Source organism: Sphaerotilus sp., assembly GCF_041083715.1.
In the GTDB taxonomy this organism is placed as follows: domain Bacteria; phylum Pseudomonadota; class Gammaproteobacteria; order Burkholderiales; family Burkholderiaceae_C; genus Sphaerotilus.
The window spans coordinates 1-14696 of record NZ_JBFPGY010000005.1 but is presented as its reverse complement, the minus strand read 5'-3'; the positions used below and the strand labels follow the sequence as shown (position 1 = coordinate 14696).

The window sequence follows — 14696 nt, the reverse complement described above, 5'->3', positions numbered from 1 at the left end:
CCGATGTTGCCTTCCTGGATCAGGTCGAGGAACTGCAGGCCGCGGTTGGTGTACTTCTTGGCGATGGAGATCACCAGGCGCAGGTTGGCCTCGATCATCTCGCGCTTGGCTTCGCGCGAGTTGGCCTCGCCCTCGTTCATGCGCTTGTTGATCGCCTTCAGGTCGTCGATGGGCACGACGGCCTTGGTCTGCAGGTCGATCAGCTTCTGCTGCAGTTCCTGGATCGGGGGCAGGTTGCGGCCCATGATGGCGCTGTAGCCCTTGCCGGCGGCGATCTCGCCCTCGGCCCAGGCCAGGTTCAGGATGTTCGGCGGGAACACCTTGATGAACTGTTCCTGCGGCATGCCGCAGCGGTCCACGACGATCTTGCGCAGCTCGCGCTCGTAGCGGCGCACGTCGTCCACCTGCGAGCGCAGCAGGTCGCACAGCTTCTCGATCGTCTTGACCGTGAAGCGGATCGTCATCAGCTGGTTGCTGATGGCGGTCTGCGCCGCGTTGTAGGGCGCCGACTTGTAGCCGTGGCTGGTGTAGGCCGCGCGCATCTTGGTGAACTCGGCGCGCATCGAGTCGAAGCGCGACAGGGCCTGGTTCTTGAGTTCCTCGAGCTTCTTGGTCAGCGCCTTGGAGGTGCCGCCTTCTTCCTCGTCCTCGTCGAACTCGTCGAAGTCTTCTTCGGCGACGTAGTCATCGGCTTCTTCGGAAGACACAAAACCGTCCACCACTTCCGAGATCTGCGACTCGCCGGCGCGGATCCGGTCCGCCATGCCGAGGATTTCCTCGATCGTGGCGGGCGAAGCCGAGATCGCCAGCATCATGGCCTGCAGACCGCCTTCGATCCGCTTGGCGATCTCGATCTCGCCTTCGCGGGTCAGCAGCTCGACCGTGCCCATCTCGCGCATGTACATGCGCACCGGGTCGGTGGTGCGCCCGAACTCGGAGTCCACCGTGGACAGTGCGGCTTCGGCGGCTTCCTCGGCCTCTTCTTCGGTCGAGGTCGTCGTGCCGCCGCCCGCGATCAGCAGCGTGGCCGCGTCGGGCGCCTGCTCGTAGACCGCGATGCCCATGTCGTTGAGCATCGAGATGATGGCTTCCAGGATCTCGTTCTCGACCAGCTTCTCGGGCAGGTGGTCGTTGATTTCCTGGTGCGTGAGGTAGCCACGCGTCTTGCCCATCTTGATGAGCGTCTTCAGCTCCTGGCGGCGCTTGGCGACTTCCTCTTCGGTGAGCGTGGTCTCGTCGAGGCCGAACTCGCGCATCAGCGCACGTTCCTTGGCCCGGCTGACCTTCATGCGCAGCGGCTTCGCCTTGGGCTTGTCGGCTTCCACCTCGACTTCCCCTTCGGCGACCACCTCGACCTCGGCTTCCACCTCGACTTCGACATCGATCTCGGCGTCGATGTCCGTGAAGTCCTCGTCGGCGTCCAGCGTCGGCTTTTCGGCCTTTTTCTCGACCTTCTTTTCAGGCTTTTCCGCCTTGACGTCGGCGTCGGCAACAGGAGCCTTGGCCTTGCGGCCGCGTTTGACCACCACGGGGACTGCGGCGGCCTCGGCCGGGGCTGCTGCGGCGACCGGCACCGGAGCAGGCGTGGCGGCGTCGGCCTTGACAGCCTTGACAACCTTCACGACGCGCACGGTCTTGGACACGACCGGGACAGCCGTGGCTGCTGCGGTGCTGGTCTCGGGGGATAGGTCAGGGGCGCTCTTTTTCGCGGGCATGCGATTCCTCGGCTGGGGTGCTCGGATACGGTGGGGCTTTGAGCCTGAATCACAAGTCTCGGGCGGCGCACTGCAGGCGCTCGCGGACGAGGCGCTTCTCAGGCGGGCAAGCTGGCGTGAACATCCCTGAAGGTGCAGCGCTGGCGGAGAGGTGGCCTTTCATGACCCGTGTCGCGGGTGGCCGGGGCCGGCAGGCGCTGCTGTCACTCTTGCCGCATCGAAACCAACCTTCAATTATACAGGAGCATTCCCGGCCGGCCGGCTCTTGAGCTGGGACCGCAGCGCGAAGAGGGCATTGCGCCTCTGCGTCGCCGCGTCCGAGAGTTCGCCCGACTCCAGCAGCAGGGCAATCTCGTCCTCGACCGCCTGCAGCCGCACCCGATCGACGACGACGCGCAGGTCGTCTGCCAGTGGCGCATCGCTGCCGAGTTCGTGCAGGCGCCGGACGCGCTCCAGCAGCGCACCGAGCCCTGCCTCGGCTGGATCCTGCGCCAGCTCGTCGAGCACGGCGAGGATGCCGGTGGCGCCCAGCACACCCTGGTCGTGCAGCAGCCGTTCCAGCGCAGCGAAGAACGCACCGTGTGGCGCGCTCTGCTGGACAAGCAGTTCGTGCACCTCGCCGGGCTGGTCGAGCCAGAGCTGCGCGTTCTGCACCATCAGCCAGGCCGCCCGATCGAGCAGCGAAGCCGTGCGTGGTGGTGGCCGGCGCGGCGAGGCCATGGCGGCGCTGGCACCTTTGCGCGCCCATGGCGGCGGATCGTTGCCGAAACCACGGCCCTTGCTGGCGCGGCCGCCGAAGTCCTTGTTGCGCTTGCTGCGCCAGTCTTTGGCATGTTCGGGCGTACCGTCGTCCATCGGGTCGTAGCCGAGGTCGTTGGGATCGGCCGGCGGCGGCACCTCGTCGGGCGGTGGGGCGTTGTCCCAGTCCGGTTCGTCGTGGTGGTGGTGGCGCGCGGCGGACGTCTGCGCCGGTGGATGCAGGTGTTCGGTGTGTCCAGACTCCGCGCGCCGGCGATCGCTTCGGCGTGCGCCGGCAGCGGCCCAGTGGTGCAGCAGCACGTCGGTGGTCAGCCCGCCATCGCGGGCCAGCTCGACCAGCAGCTGCGCTTTCAGCAGCCCGTCCGGCAGCAGCTCGTACAGCGGGCGCGCTTGCGCCAGCATGCGCGCGCGGCCCTCGGGCGTGGCCATGTCACAGCCGTCGCCGGCCACCGCCAGCAACTGCCGTGACAGCGTGAACGCCTCGTGGATGCAGGCTTCGAACGCCTCCGGCCCGCGCTCGCGGATGAAGGAATCCGGATCGTGTTCGGGCGGCAGGAACAGGAAGCGGAAGCTGCGCGTGTCGCTCGCGTGCGGCAGCACAGCCTCCAGCGCGCGCGCCGCCGCCCGCCGCCCGGCGGCGTCGCCGTCGAAGCTGAACACCACCTGCTCGGAGAACCGCAGCAGCTTGACGATGTGCTCGCCGGTGCAGGCCGTGCCGAGCGTGGCGACCGCGTTGCCGAAACCGAGCTGCGCCAGCGCCACCACGTCCATGTAGCCCTCGGTGACGAGGATGAAGCCACGCTGGCGGATCGCGGCGCGCGCCTCGAACAGGCCGTACAGCTCGCGGCCCTTGCTGAACACCGGCGTCTCGGGCGAGTTCAGGTACTTCGGCTCGCCCTGGTCCAGCACCCGGCCGCCGAAGCCGATCACCTCGCCCTTGGGGTTGCGGATCGGGAACATGATCCGGTCGCGGAAGCGGTCGTAGCGGCGCTGTTCGGCGGCGTCATCGCCTTGCAGGATCACCAGGCCGGCCTCGACCAGCAGCGGGTCGTCGTATTGTCCGAAGGCGCTCGACAGCCCGTGCCAGCCGCCCGGTGCGTAGCCGAGGGCAAAGTGCTTCGCGATCGCACCTGTCAGGCCGCGGCCCTTGAGATAGGCGACGGCGCGCTGGCTGTCCTTGAGCTGGGCACGGTAGTGGTCACTGGCCTTCAGCAGCACATCGCCGAGCGTGATCTGGTGTGCGCGGACCTTGGCGGCGCGGGTGCGTTCCTCCGGGCTGTTGTCGTCGTCGGGCACGGTCATGCCCACGTCCTGCGCCAGGTCCTTCACCGCGTCGATGAAGCCCAGCCCGCTGTGCTCCATCAGGAAACCGACCGCGTTCCCATGCACGCCGCAGCCGAAGCAGTGGTAGGTCTGGCGCGAGGGACTGACGATGAAGCTCGGCGACTTCTCGCCGTGGAACGGGCACAGCCCCTTGTAGTTGATGCCGGCTTTCTTGAGCTGCACGGCGCGGCCGACCACATCGACGATGTCGGCGCGGGCGAGCAGGTCCTGGATGAAGCCTTGGGGGATCACGCGCGGAAGTCTAACCGTCGGATTTCAGGCGGTCCCTAGAATCGCCCGATGAACGAACTCTCCTCTGTGCAAGACGGCTTGGTGCTGGTGGTGTTCGCCATCGTCTACCTCGGGATGGTCCTGGGCAGCCTGCCGTGGCTCCACCTGGACCGCACCGGTGTGGCGCTGCTCGGCGCCATCGCCATCGTCGGTGCCGGGGTGATGACGCCGGAACAGGCTGCACAGTCCATCCACCTGCCGACCATCCTGCTGCTGTTTTCCTTCATGGTCCTCTCGGCGCAGATGCGGCTCGGTGGCTTCTACAGCGCGGTGACGCGGCGCATCGCAGCCTTGCCGGTCGGTCCGACGGCGCTGATGGGCGTGGTGATCGTGGTCGCGGCGGGGTTGTCGGCCGTGTTCTCGAACGACATCGTCTGCCTGGCCGTGGCGCCGGTGCTGGCCGAGGCGTGTCTGCGGCGGCGGCTGGACCCGGTGCCCTTCCTGCTCGGGCTGGCCTGCGCGAGCAACATCGGTTCGGCCGCGACGCTGATCGGCAATCCGCAGAACATGCTGATCGGCGAGGTGCTCAGGATGCCGTTTGCCGGCTACATGCGGGACGCGATCGTCCCGGTGCTGGCTGGGTTGTTGGCGCTGTGGCTGCTGCTGGCCTGGGCGATGCACCGCACGCCACCTGTGGCCGAGCCGGACCCCGCGCAGCTGGCTGCCCTCGCGCCCGATGCCTCGCCGTTCGACCGCTGGCAGACCGCCAAGGGGCTGCTGGTCGCGCTGGCGCTGGTGGGTGTGTTCCTGCTGACCGACTGGCCGCGTGAGGTGGCGGCGCTGGCCGGCGCAGGGCTGCTGCTGCTGAGCCAGCGCTTCCACTCTTCAACGGTGATGGGCCTGATCGACTGGGAACTGCTGGTCCTGTTCATGGGGCTGTTCGTCGTCAACCACGCGCTGGCGCTCACTGGCCTGACACAGCAGCTCGTCGTCTGGCTCACCGTGCAGGGCATCGACCTCGCGCAGCCTGCGACGCTGTTCTTCACGACGCTGGGGCTGAGCAACCTGGTGTCGAACGTGCCGGCGGTGATGGTGCTGATGCCGCTGGCGAAGGGAGATCACGTCGGGCTGACACTGGCGCTGGTCAGCACGCTGGCAGGCAACCTGCTGATCGTGGGCTCGATCGCGAACCTCATCGTGGTGGATGCCGCCCGGCGCTGCGGGATCGTGATCGACTGGCGGCGGCATGCACGCACAGGCGTGCCGGTGGCGGTGGTGACGCTGGGGATCGCGGCGGGGTGGCTGGCCGCACGGTGATCACTCTCCCAGCACAACGCCTTCGCGCCGCGGATCGGCGCCACCGCGCCAGACCTCCCGCCCCGCCTCGTGCTCCCGACTGATCGCCTGCAGCCCACTGGTCATCTCCACTTCGCGCACCGCGTGTCCGCGTTTCTCCAGTGCATCGACCACCGCCGCTGGAAACCAGCCCTGCTCCAGCAGCACGGGCCCGCCGGTCGTGCCGAAGTTGGGCAGGTCGATGGCCCGTTGTGGTGTCAGGCCCCACTGGAGCACGCCGTGCAGCGTCTTGGCCGTGAAGTGGATGATCAGCGCACCGCCCGGGCTGCCGCCGGTCATCGCCAGCCGGCCCTGGTCGTCGAACACCAGCGTGGGCGACATCGACGAGCGCGGGCGCTTGCCCGGCTCGACCCGGTTGGCGATGGGGTGGCCGCTGGCATCGGCGGGCAGGAAGCTGAAATCGGTCAGCTCGTTGTTCAGCAGGAAACCCCGCACCATCTGGCGTGACCCGAAGGCGTCCTCGATCGTCGTGGTCATCGACACGGCATGGCCCTCGGCATCGACGACGCTGATGTGGCTGGTGCCGTGTTCGATCTGGTCGGGCATCGGAGCGAGACTGGTTGGCACGCTGGCTGGGGTGCCCGCCAGTGCGACGGGCATGCGCTGCGGGCCGATCAGCCGAGCGCGCTCGCGCAGGTAGCCGGGATCGAGCAGGCTGCGCCAGTCGCCGCCCGGCGCTGCGACGAAGTCAGGGTCTCCCAGGTACTGCGCCCGGTCCGCGAATGCCAGCCGGGACGCTTCCGCATAGGCATGCAGCCACTCGACCGAGGGCAGGCCCGATGCGGTCAGCGGTTCACGGGCTGCCGCGGTCTGACCGAGCATGCCCAGAATCTGGCCGATCGCGATCGCGCCCGAACTCGGCGGCGGGAATCCGCACAGATGCCATGTGCGCGCTCCGGCCTGATGGGCATGGCACAGCGGCACACGCTCCTTGGGCTGGTAGTCCGCCAGATCGCGCAGGCCCAGGCGGCCAGGGTTGGCCCGGTGCTGCTGCACTTTGGCGACGATGGCTTCGGCGATCTCGCCTTCGTGCAGTGCGCGGGAGCCTTCGCGCGCAAGGCGGCGCAGCACCTCGGCCAGTTCCGGGTTCCTCAGCGCATGACCGACCGGCCAGGGCGTGCCATCCGGCTGGTAGAAGTAGGCCGCGGCGGTCGGGTCTTTCTTCAGGTGGACCTCGGCCTTCAGCAGCGTGTGCAGGCGTGGGCTGATCGGGAAACCGTCCTGCGCCAGCCGGATGGCCGGCTCGAACAGCGCCGGCCATGGCAGCCGGCCATGCCGGGCATGGGCCATTTCCAGCATGCGCACCGTGCCTGGCGTGCCGACCGCGCGTCCGCCCACGACGGCGTCATGGAATGCGAGCGGTTGGCCATCCGCGCCGAGGAAGAGCCGTTCATCCGCCTCGGCCGGTGCCGTCTCGCGTCCGTCGTAGGCTTGCACGGCATGCCCGTCCCAGTGCATCAGGAGCGCGCCGCCACCGAGGCCGCTCGACTGCGGCTCCACCAGTGCCAGCACCATCTGCACCGCGATGGCCGCGTCGATGGCGCTGCCACCAGCCGCCAGGATCTGCCGACCCGCCTCGGTCGCCAGCGGGTTCGCGGCGGCCACGGCGTAGCGGGTGGTGGTCCAGCCGGGTTTGGCCTGCCATCCCGACGCCATTTCGGGTTGTGCGGGTTGGGCCGGCCGTGGTGCTTCGACCGTGCTGCAGGCCACCAGCAGGGTGGCGGCGCAAAGGTGCCATGTCAGGCGGCGCAGAAGGCGGGCAGGGCGTTCGATCATGCCCGCCATCGTGTCACAGGCGCCGGATCAGCGCGGCGCGAGCCGGATCGCGCCGTCCAGGCGGATCACTTCACCGTTGAGCATCTCGTTGGTGACGATCTGGTGCACGAGCTTGGCGTAGTCGGCGGGCGTGCCGAGCCGGCTCGGGAAGGGCACGCCCGCGGCCAGCGAGTCCTGGACCTCCTGCGGCATGCCGAACAGCATGGGCGTGCCGAAGATGCCCGGCGCGATGGTCATGCAGCGGATGCCGTTCTTCGACAGGTCGCGCGCGATCGGCAGCGTCATGCCGACCACGCCGCCCTTGCTGGCCGCGTACGCCGCCTGGCCGATCTGTCCGTCGTAGGCGGCGACGCTGGCGGTGTTGATCAGCACGCCGCGCTCGCCGGTTGGCTCGGGTTCGTTCTTGCACATCGCCTCGGCGGCCAGGCGGACCATGTTGAAGGTGCCGATCAGATTGACCGAGATGACCTTGCTGAACAGCCCGAGTGCGTGCGCGCCGTCGCGGCCGACGGTGCGGCTGGCCGGGGCGATGCCGGCGCAGCTCACCAGGCCCACCAGCTTGCCCATCGACACCGCCTGTGCCACCACGGCACGGCCATCGTCCTCGTTCGACACGTCGCACTGGACGTAGGCACCGCCCAGCTCGGCTGCGATGGCTGCGCCGCGCTCCGCCTGCAGGTCGGCGATGACCACTTTCGCACCTTCGCGCGCCAGCATGCGCGCCGTGCCTTCTCCAAGCCCCGAAGCGCCGCCGGTGACGATGAAAACCTTGCCTGCAATGTCCATGGTGTGTCTCCTGATTCAAAACCCGGCGATGGTGATTGACGTTGACGTAAACGTCAATTAGCGGATGCAAAAAAGCCGCCCGGAGGCGGCTGCGTGTGGCGATGGTGCGGTGGTGACCGCGCCGGAATCAGCCCAGCGCGGCGAAGGCGCGTGCGGTGATCTCGTCCACGGTGCCCGTGCCGCTGATGGCACGGTACTGCGGTGCGGTGGCGTCGCCGGTGGCGGCCCATTGCGAGTAGTAATCGACCAGCGGACGGGTCTGGCTCTGGTAGACCTCCAGGCGCTTGCGCACGGTGTCCTCGGCGTCATCGGCACGCTGGATCAGGTCCTCGCCGGTCACGTCGTCCTGGCCTTCGACCTTGGGCGGGTTGAAGACGACGTGGTAGGTGCGGCCCGAGGCCACGTGCACGCGGCGACCGCTCATGCGCTGGATGATGGACGCGTCCGGCACGTCGATTTCCAGCACGTAGTCGAGCTTGACGCCCGCGGCCTTCATCGCGTCCGCCTGCGGGATGGTGCGCGGGAAGCCGTCGAACAGGAAACCGCCAGCGCAGTCGGGTTGCGTGATGCGTTCCTTGACCAGCCCGATGATGATGTCGTCACCGACGAGACCGCCTGCGTCCATCACCTTCTTGGCGGCCAGACCCATCTCCGTGCCGGCCTTGACGGCCGCACGCAGCATGTCGCCGGTGGAGATCTGGGGAATGCCGTATTTCTGGCAGATGAAGGCCGCTTGCGTGCCTTTGCCGGCGCCGGGGGCGCCCAACAGGATCAGTCTCATGGATCTCCTCGGTCTCTGTCTGTCAGCAGGTGCTGATGGCGTGATGCCTAAAGCTATAGCGTCAGCGTGAAAGGTACTGCGAATTCTGGGGGTCGTTTTGAGAATACCATGCCTCCCCTGAGTTGAAACTGACTCGACGGGGCACGTCGCGCCGGTTGAACGTCAGGGTCTGCCCAGGCTGTTGCTGCGGCGAAATCTGGGGTATTCGGAGCCGTTGCGGGGCTATTCGAAGTGGCGGCGCACCCGTTCCAGGTCTTCCGGCGTGTCCACACCCGGGCCGGGCCGGGTGTCGCTGACATGCACGGCGATGCGCTCGCCGTGCCACAGCACCCGCAACTGCTCCAGCGACTCGACCTGCTCGATCGGACTGGCGCTGAGGGTCGGGAACCGGCGCAGAAAGCCCGCGCGGTAGCCGTAGATGCCGATGTGGCGCAGGGGCGCAGGGTGGATCGGCAGCGCGGTGATGCCTCCAGCATTGCCATCGCGCCACCAGGGCAGCGGCGCGCGCGAGAAGTACAGCGCCCGCCCGGCCGCGTCGCAGACCACCTTGACGACGTTCGGGTTGATGAACTCCTCGACGCTGTCGATGGCGTGGGCGGCCGTGCTCATGACGCAGTCCGGCTGCTGCAACAGACCCTGCGCGCAGGCGGTGATCAGCGCCACGTCGATCAGCGGCTCGTCGCCCTGCACGTTCACGACGAGGTCGTCGCCGTCCAGTCCGAGCAACGCGCAGGCTTCGGCCAGCCGGTCGCTGCCGGTGGCGTGGTCGGCGCGGGTCAGGACCACGTGCACGCCATGCGCGGCACAGGCCGCGGCCACTTCGGGTGCGTCGGTGGCGACAACCACGTCCCGTGCACCCGCCGTGGCGCAGCGCTGCGCCACCCGCACGACCATCGGCAGGCCACCCAGATCGGCCAGCGGCTTGCCAGGCAGGCGGGTCGAGGCGAGCCGGGCTGGAATCAGGATGGTGCCGTCCATGGTCAAGGCGTCGGCGCGGCGTCCGGCAGCGGGAACGGCGAGGGTGGCGGGGCGTCCGGATCGACCGTGCGGGCTTCGCTTTCGAGCATCACGGCCATGCCGTCACGGATCGGAAATGCCAGCCGGTCGGCCGGGCAGACCAGCTCGTGCGTGGCGTGGTCGTGGTTGAGCGGCCCCTTGCAGAGCGGGCAGACGAGCAGTTGCATCAGTCGGGTGTCCATGGGACGTGATGCTACCTTGCCGGCGCGGGGCCGAGCGCATCCAGCACGCGGCCGATGAACGCTGGCGGCAGCACCAGCACCAGCGGCACCACCCACACGCGCAGCCCCGGCCGCTCGGCGGCGAGACGCCGCGGGTCGAGCTTGATGGCGTCCTTCTCGGTCACCACCACCTCGCGGGCCTCCTGCGGCCAGGGCAGGCGGGCGTGGTCGTGGTGGTCTTCCAGGGCAAGGGTGTCGATCGTCAAGCCAGCGGCTCGCAGCGCGTCGAAGAAGCGCCGGGGCTGTCCGATGCCTGCGCTGGCGAGCAGGTGCCGGCCACGCAGTGCGGCGAGCTGCGCAGCGGTGGCCGGCGCGCCGGCCCACCAGCCGGCGAGATCGACCGCACCGGCCAGCTGCCGGGTCGCGCAGTCGCCCGGCAAGGCCGTGCTGGGCTGCGCCGCGTTGTACAGGACGAACTGGTGGGGCGCTGCTGCCGGGGCGTCGATCGGCTCGCGCAGCGGCCCTGCCGGCAGCAGCCAGCCGTTGCCGGCGCCGCGCTCGTCGAACACGACGATCTCGATGTCGCGCCCCAGCCGCAGGTGCTGCAGCCCATCGTCGCAGACCAGCACGTCCACGTCGGGGTGTGCGGCCCGCAGCGCATGCGCGGCGGCGGCGCGGTCGCCGCCGACCCAGACCGGCACGGCGGCGCGGCGCTGCATCAGCAGGGGTTCGTCACCGACCGTGGTTGCCACGCTGTCGGCGCGGACGGGGCGCGGGGCCGTGCCCTGGCCACCGTGTCCGCGCGACACGATGCCCGGGCGCCAGCCGGCCTGCTGCAAGGCGTTGACCAAGGCCAGCGTGGTGGGCGTCTTGCCAGCACCGCCGGCGACCCGGTTGCCGACGACGATGACCGGGCAAGGCAGCCGAACGGTGGCTTTCCAGCCTCGCCGGTAGAGCACGCGCCTCAGCCCGACCAGCGCCTGGTGCAGACCGCCCAGCGGACGCAGCGCCCACTGCGCCGGTCCGCCGTCGCGCCAGACCGCCTCCAGCCGCGCCGCGGGCGTCACCGGCTCACTGGCCCTTGCCGCCGCTGCGGGCGCTCTGGGTGGCGAAGGTGAGCTGGACCAGCCCGGCGCGGCGCGCGGCGTCCATCACGTTGATCACGCTCTGGTGCGCGGCCATCGCGTCGGCCGAGATGATCACGGTGCGGTTCACGTCGCCCTGCGCCGCTGCGCTCAGTGCATTGGTCAGGACTTCGATGCCCACGCCCTCGACCGGCTGCTTGTTGATGGTGTAGACGCCATCCGAGGACACGCCCACCACGATCTCGCGCGGCTGGCTCTCGATGCGGTTCGATTCGGCCACCGGCAGCGTGATCTTCAGCTGCGTGTACTTGGCGTAGGTGGTGGTGAGCATCAGGAAGATCAGCACCACCAGCAGCACGTCGATGAACGGGATCAGGTTGATCTCCGGCTCCTCGGGGCGGCGGTGACGGAAGTTCATGGCCATCGTGCAGCGCTCCGGATCAGCGGCGCGGGCCGCGCAGCAACTGGGGCAGCAGCCGCTCGGCCGCCTGCTCCAGCGTCAGCACGAACTCGTCCACCTGGCCACGGAAGTAGCGGTAGAACATCAGCGACGGGATCGCCACGATCAAGCCGAAGGCGGTGTTGTAGAGCGCCACCGAGATGCCGTGCGCGAGCTGCTCCGGGTTGCTGCCCGAGGTCGGGGACTGCGCGCCGAAGATCTCGATCATGCCGACCACCGTGCCGAGCAGGCCCAGCAGCGGTGCGGCCGAGGCAATGGTGCCCAGCGTGTTGAGGTAGCGCTCCAGCCGGTGCGTGGCGATGCGGCCGGAGGTCTCGAAGGCGTTGCGCAGCTGGGTCTCGTCGCAGCGCGGATCGGCCACCGCGGCACGGATGCCGCCAGCCAGCACCGTGCCGAGCACCGAATTGCCGTGCAGCTTGTCGACCACGTCCGCCGACGGCAGGCTGCTGCGCGTGACAGCGAGCACTTCATCGAGCAGCGTGGGGGGCGCCACCTTGGCGGCGCGCAGGCTCATGAAGCGCTCGATGATGATGGCCAGAGCGGCGATGGAGCACAGGATCAGCGGCCAGATCGGCCAGCCAGCGGCTTGTATGATCGAAAACAAAGGTCGTTCCCCGAGATCGACGCCCGAAGCGTCCTGAGTGAGGTGGACATCCGCAGCCTTGCGCGGCGCGGCGCATCGCTGGCGATTATGGCCTCAAGGCGGGCGGTCGGACGCGGTTGCGCACCTGGTGTCTGCACAAGGCTTCTCCCCCGCTCCTGTGGATAACGTTGGGGACAAGCTGAGGAACGCGTTTCCAAGTGCTTGTCAATGCAGTGCTTTTGTTGGATTGCCTGTTTTTTAATCAACCATGAAGATGTGAATTCCTGATGAACACTCCGAACGGCGCCCGGGTCTGGGATGTGGCCCTGTTGGTGCAGGCCATTGGAGACACGCTGCAGACGCGCTTCGGCGCCATCGCCGTGCGCGGTGAGCTGGCGGGGTTCACCCGTGCGTCCAGCGGCCACTGCTACTTCAACCTGCGCGCACCGGACGGCAGCGCGGGCCTGCGCTGCGCGATGTTCCGCCGCGCGGCCGGCTACCTCGATTTCTCGCCGCGTGATGGCCAGGCGGTCGAGCTGCGCGGCAAGCTGGCGGTGTACGAGCCGCGGGGCGAACTGCAGATGATCGTCGAGGCGATGCGCCCGGCCGGCGAGGGCGCGCTGATGGAGCAGTTCCTGCGCCTGAAGGCCCGCCTCGAAGCCGAAGGCCTGTTCGATGCCGAACGCAAGCGCCCGCTGCCCGGCTTCCCGCGCCGCATCGGCGTCGTCACCTCGCTGGCGGCTGCCGCGCTGCACGATGTGGTGACCGCGCTGCGCCGCCGTGCGCCGCACGTCGAGGTCGTCGTCTACCCGGCGCCGGTGCAGGGCGCCGAGGCGCCGCCGCTGCTGGTGCGGGCCATCGCCGAGGCGGGTCGACGCAACGAGGTGGACGTGCTGATCGTCTGCCGTGGCGGCGGCTCGCTCGAAGACCTGTGGGCGTTCAACGACGAGGCCGTCGCGCGGGCGATTGCCGCGTCGCCGGTGCCGGTGGTCTGTGGCGTGGGCCATGAAACCGATTTCACGCTGGCCGATTTCGCCGCCGACCTGCGTGCGCCGACTCCCACCGCGGCGGCTGAGCTGGTGGCACCCGCGCGGGCGGCCTGTCTGGAGACGCTGGCGCAGCGGCAGCGCCAGCTGCAGCAGGCGCTGCAGCGCCGCCTCGACCGCGAGGCGCAGCGCCTGGACCGCGCCAGCCTGCGCCTGTCGCGGCCGACCGACGTGCTGCGCCAGCACCAGCAGCGCCTGGCCCTGCTGGCCCAGCGCCACGCGGCGGCGCTGCCGCAGTCGCTGCAGCGGCGCGGCCAGCGGCTCGATGTGCTGGCGGCGCGGCTGCAGGCACTCGATCCGGCGCGCGTGCTGCAGCGCGGCTACGCCTGGGTCACCGACGCCGAGGGCCGCACGCTGGTCAGCGTCGGGCAGGTGCAGCCCGGCGCGGCGCTGATGGCGGTGCTGCACGACGGCCGGGTGCGGACCACGGTGACCGCCGTCGAGCCGGACCCGCCCCGCCAGAGCGCGGATTGAGCGCCTTGCCTACAATCGCAAAGTCGGTTTTCACCCCGTTCACCCCAAGAGGAACCCCATGGAACACACCCTGCCCGCACTCCCGTTCGCGATGGACGCCCTGGCGCCGCACATGTCGAAGGAAACCTTCGAATACCACTACGCCAAGCACCACCAGGCCTACGTCACCAACCTCAACAACCTGATCAAGGGCACGGACTACGCCGACCTCGATCTGGAAGCCATCGTCAAGAAGGCGCCGGCCGGCGGCGTCTACAACAACGCCGCGCAGGTGTGGAACCACACCTTCTTCTGGAACTGCCTGAGCCCGAACGGCGGCGGCGCTCCGACCGGCGCGCTGGCTGACGCCATCAACGCCAAGTGGGGTTCGCTGGACGAGTTCAAGAAGGCCTTCCAGGCGTCTGCCGTGGGCAACTTCGGCTCCGGCTGGACCTGGCTGGTGAAGAAGGCCGACGGCTCGGTCGACATCGTCAACATGGGTGCTGCCGGCACGCCGCTGACGACCGGCGACAAGGCCCTGCTGTGCGTCGACGTGTGGGAACACGCCTACTACATCGACTACCGCAACATGCGCCCGAAGTTCGTCGAGACCTTCCTGAACAGCCTCGTCAACTGGGCGTTCGCGCAAGCCAACTTCGCCTGACGTGCTGCGTCCGTGAGATGAAAGCCGGCCTGCGGGTCGGCTTTGTGCTGTCTGGCGCCGGGTTGGGGCTCAGCGCCAGACGGCCAGACCGCTGCGCACCGCACCTTCCAGCGTCGCCGGATACGGACCGTCCACGTGGTCCCCTGCGGCGCTCAGCCGCGGCGCGATCTGCGCGGTCGGCCTGGCCAGCGCCGGCACGCACTGGAAGGTGGCCCGTTTTTCCGCCACCAGCTTCAGCAGCGTGGCCCTTTCGGCGCCCCGGCCACGCAGCACCGACCGTGCTTGTGCCAGCAGCGCCACGCCGGTCGTGTCCATGCCGCGGGCGACCCACGGCGCCGCGCCGCTGACGACCAACGCGAACAGCCCCGGCGCCATGCCGAGTGCGCCATGGTCGAACGCGAACTGCGCGGGGGCCTGCGGACCCTCGGTGAGTGCCACCATCGGTGCGGCCAGTCGAGCGTCCGGTGCCTGCACGTAGCCGGTGACGATCGGTTCGTAGC

13 protein-coding genes and 1 pseudogene are annotated in these 14696 nt (G+C 69.1%); 3 read left to right on the top strand and 11 right to left on the bottom strand.

Annotation, left to right across the window (positions count from 1 at the left end):
• A partial coding sequence (locus AB3X43_RS00185) for an RNA polymerase sigma factor region1.1 domain-containing protein (protein WP_369427882.1) occupies positions 1–1715 on the bottom strand: 1715 nt, incomplete at its 3' end.
• Between the two features lie 234 nt (positions 1716–1949).
• Positions 1950–4049 carry a DNA primase gene (dnaG, locus tag AB3X43_RS00180; protein WP_369427881.1) on the bottom strand — a complete coding sequence of 700 codons (2100 nt, stop codon included), beginning with the start codon at positions 4047–4049 and terminating at the stop codon, positions 1950–1952.
• A 48-nt stretch (positions 4050–4097) separates the two neighbouring features.
• Between dnaG and AB3X43_RS00175 the strand changes: the two genes are divergently transcribed.
• The gene (locus tag AB3X43_RS00175; RefSeq protein ID WP_369427880.1) at positions 4098–5345 is read left to right on the top strand and encodes an SLC13 family permease; all 1248 of its coding nucleotides are present in this window, start codon (positions 4098–4100) and stop codon (positions 5343–5345) included.
• On the opposite strand, the gene AB3X43_RS00170 is transcribed toward AB3X43_RS00175, so the two are convergent.
• The 8 genes from AB3X43_RS00170 to AB3X43_RS00135 all read right to left on the bottom strand — a co-directional run bounded on the left by AB3X43_RS00170 (position 5346) and on the right by AB3X43_RS00135 (position 12054).
• Positions 5346–7160: a gamma-glutamyltransferase family protein gene (locus AB3X43_RS00170; RefSeq protein ID WP_369427879.1), complete on the bottom strand. Its 1815-nt coding sequence runs from the start codon at positions 7158–7160 to the stop codon at positions 5346–5348. It abuts the gene before it with no gap.
• A 27-nt stretch (positions 7161–7187) separates the two neighbouring features.
• Positions 7188–7946: a 3-hydroxyacyl-CoA dehydrogenase gene (locus AB3X43_RS00165; protein ID WP_369427878.1), complete on the bottom strand. Its 759-nt coding sequence runs from the start codon at positions 7944–7946 to the stop codon at positions 7188–7190.
• A 127-nt stretch (positions 7947–8073) separates the two neighbouring features.
• Positions 8074–8727 carry an adenylate kinase gene (gene adk / locus AB3X43_RS00160; protein ID WP_369427877.1) on the bottom strand — a complete coding sequence of 218 codons (654 nt, stop codon included), beginning with the start codon at positions 8725–8727 and terminating at the stop codon, positions 8074–8076.
• Positions 8728–8949: 222 nt separating this feature from the next.
• A complete protein-coding gene (kdsB, locus tag AB3X43_RS00155) occupies positions 8950–9705 on the bottom strand; it encodes a 3-deoxy-manno-octulosonate cytidylyltransferase (protein ID WP_369427876.1) in 756 nt (251 codons plus the stop codon).
• Positions 9706–9707: 2 nt separating this feature from the next.
• Positions 9708–9926 (bottom strand): Trm112 family protein, encoded by a 219-nt coding sequence (locus tag AB3X43_RS00150; protein ID WP_369427875.1) that lies wholly within the window; start codon positions 9924–9926, stop codon positions 9708–9710.
• Positions 9927–9937: 11 nt separating this feature from the next.
• A complete protein-coding gene (gene lpxK / locus AB3X43_RS00145; protein WP_369427874.1) occupies positions 9938–10972 on the bottom strand; it encodes a tetraacyldisaccharide 4'-kinase in 1035 nt (344 codons plus the stop codon).
• A 4-nt stretch (positions 10973–10976) separates the two neighbouring features.
• The gene (locus AB3X43_RS00140; protein WP_369427873.1) at positions 10977–11408 is read right to left on the bottom strand and encodes an ExbD/TolR family protein; all 432 of its coding nucleotides are present in this window, start codon (positions 11406–11408) and stop codon (positions 10977–10979) included.
• Between the two features lie 22 nt (positions 11409–11430).
• Positions 11431–12054: a MotA/TolQ/ExbB proton channel family protein gene (locus tag AB3X43_RS00135; RefSeq protein ID WP_369427872.1), complete on the bottom strand. Its 624-nt coding sequence runs from the start codon at positions 12052–12054 to the stop codon at positions 11431–11433.
• A gap of 266 nt (positions 12055–12320) precedes the next feature.
• On the opposite strand from AB3X43_RS00135, the gene xseA reads away from it, so the two are divergent.
• Positions 12321–13553: an exodeoxyribonuclease VII large subunit gene (gene xseA, locus AB3X43_RS00130; RefSeq protein ID WP_369427871.1), complete on the top strand. Its 1233-nt coding sequence runs from the start codon at positions 12321–12323 to the stop codon at positions 13551–13553.
• Between the two features lie 58 nt (positions 13554–13611).
• A complete protein-coding gene (locus tag AB3X43_RS00125) occupies positions 13612–14196 on the top strand; it encodes a superoxide dismutase (RefSeq protein WP_369427870.1) in 585 nt (194 codons plus the stop codon).
• 69 nt (positions 14197–14265) lie between these two features.
• Here AB3X43_RS00125 and AB3X43_RS00120 read toward each other — a convergent pair.
• Positions 14266–14696 (bottom strand): annotated as a pseudogene (locus AB3X43_RS00120) (hydroxysqualene dehydroxylase HpnE); the annotation flags it as partial.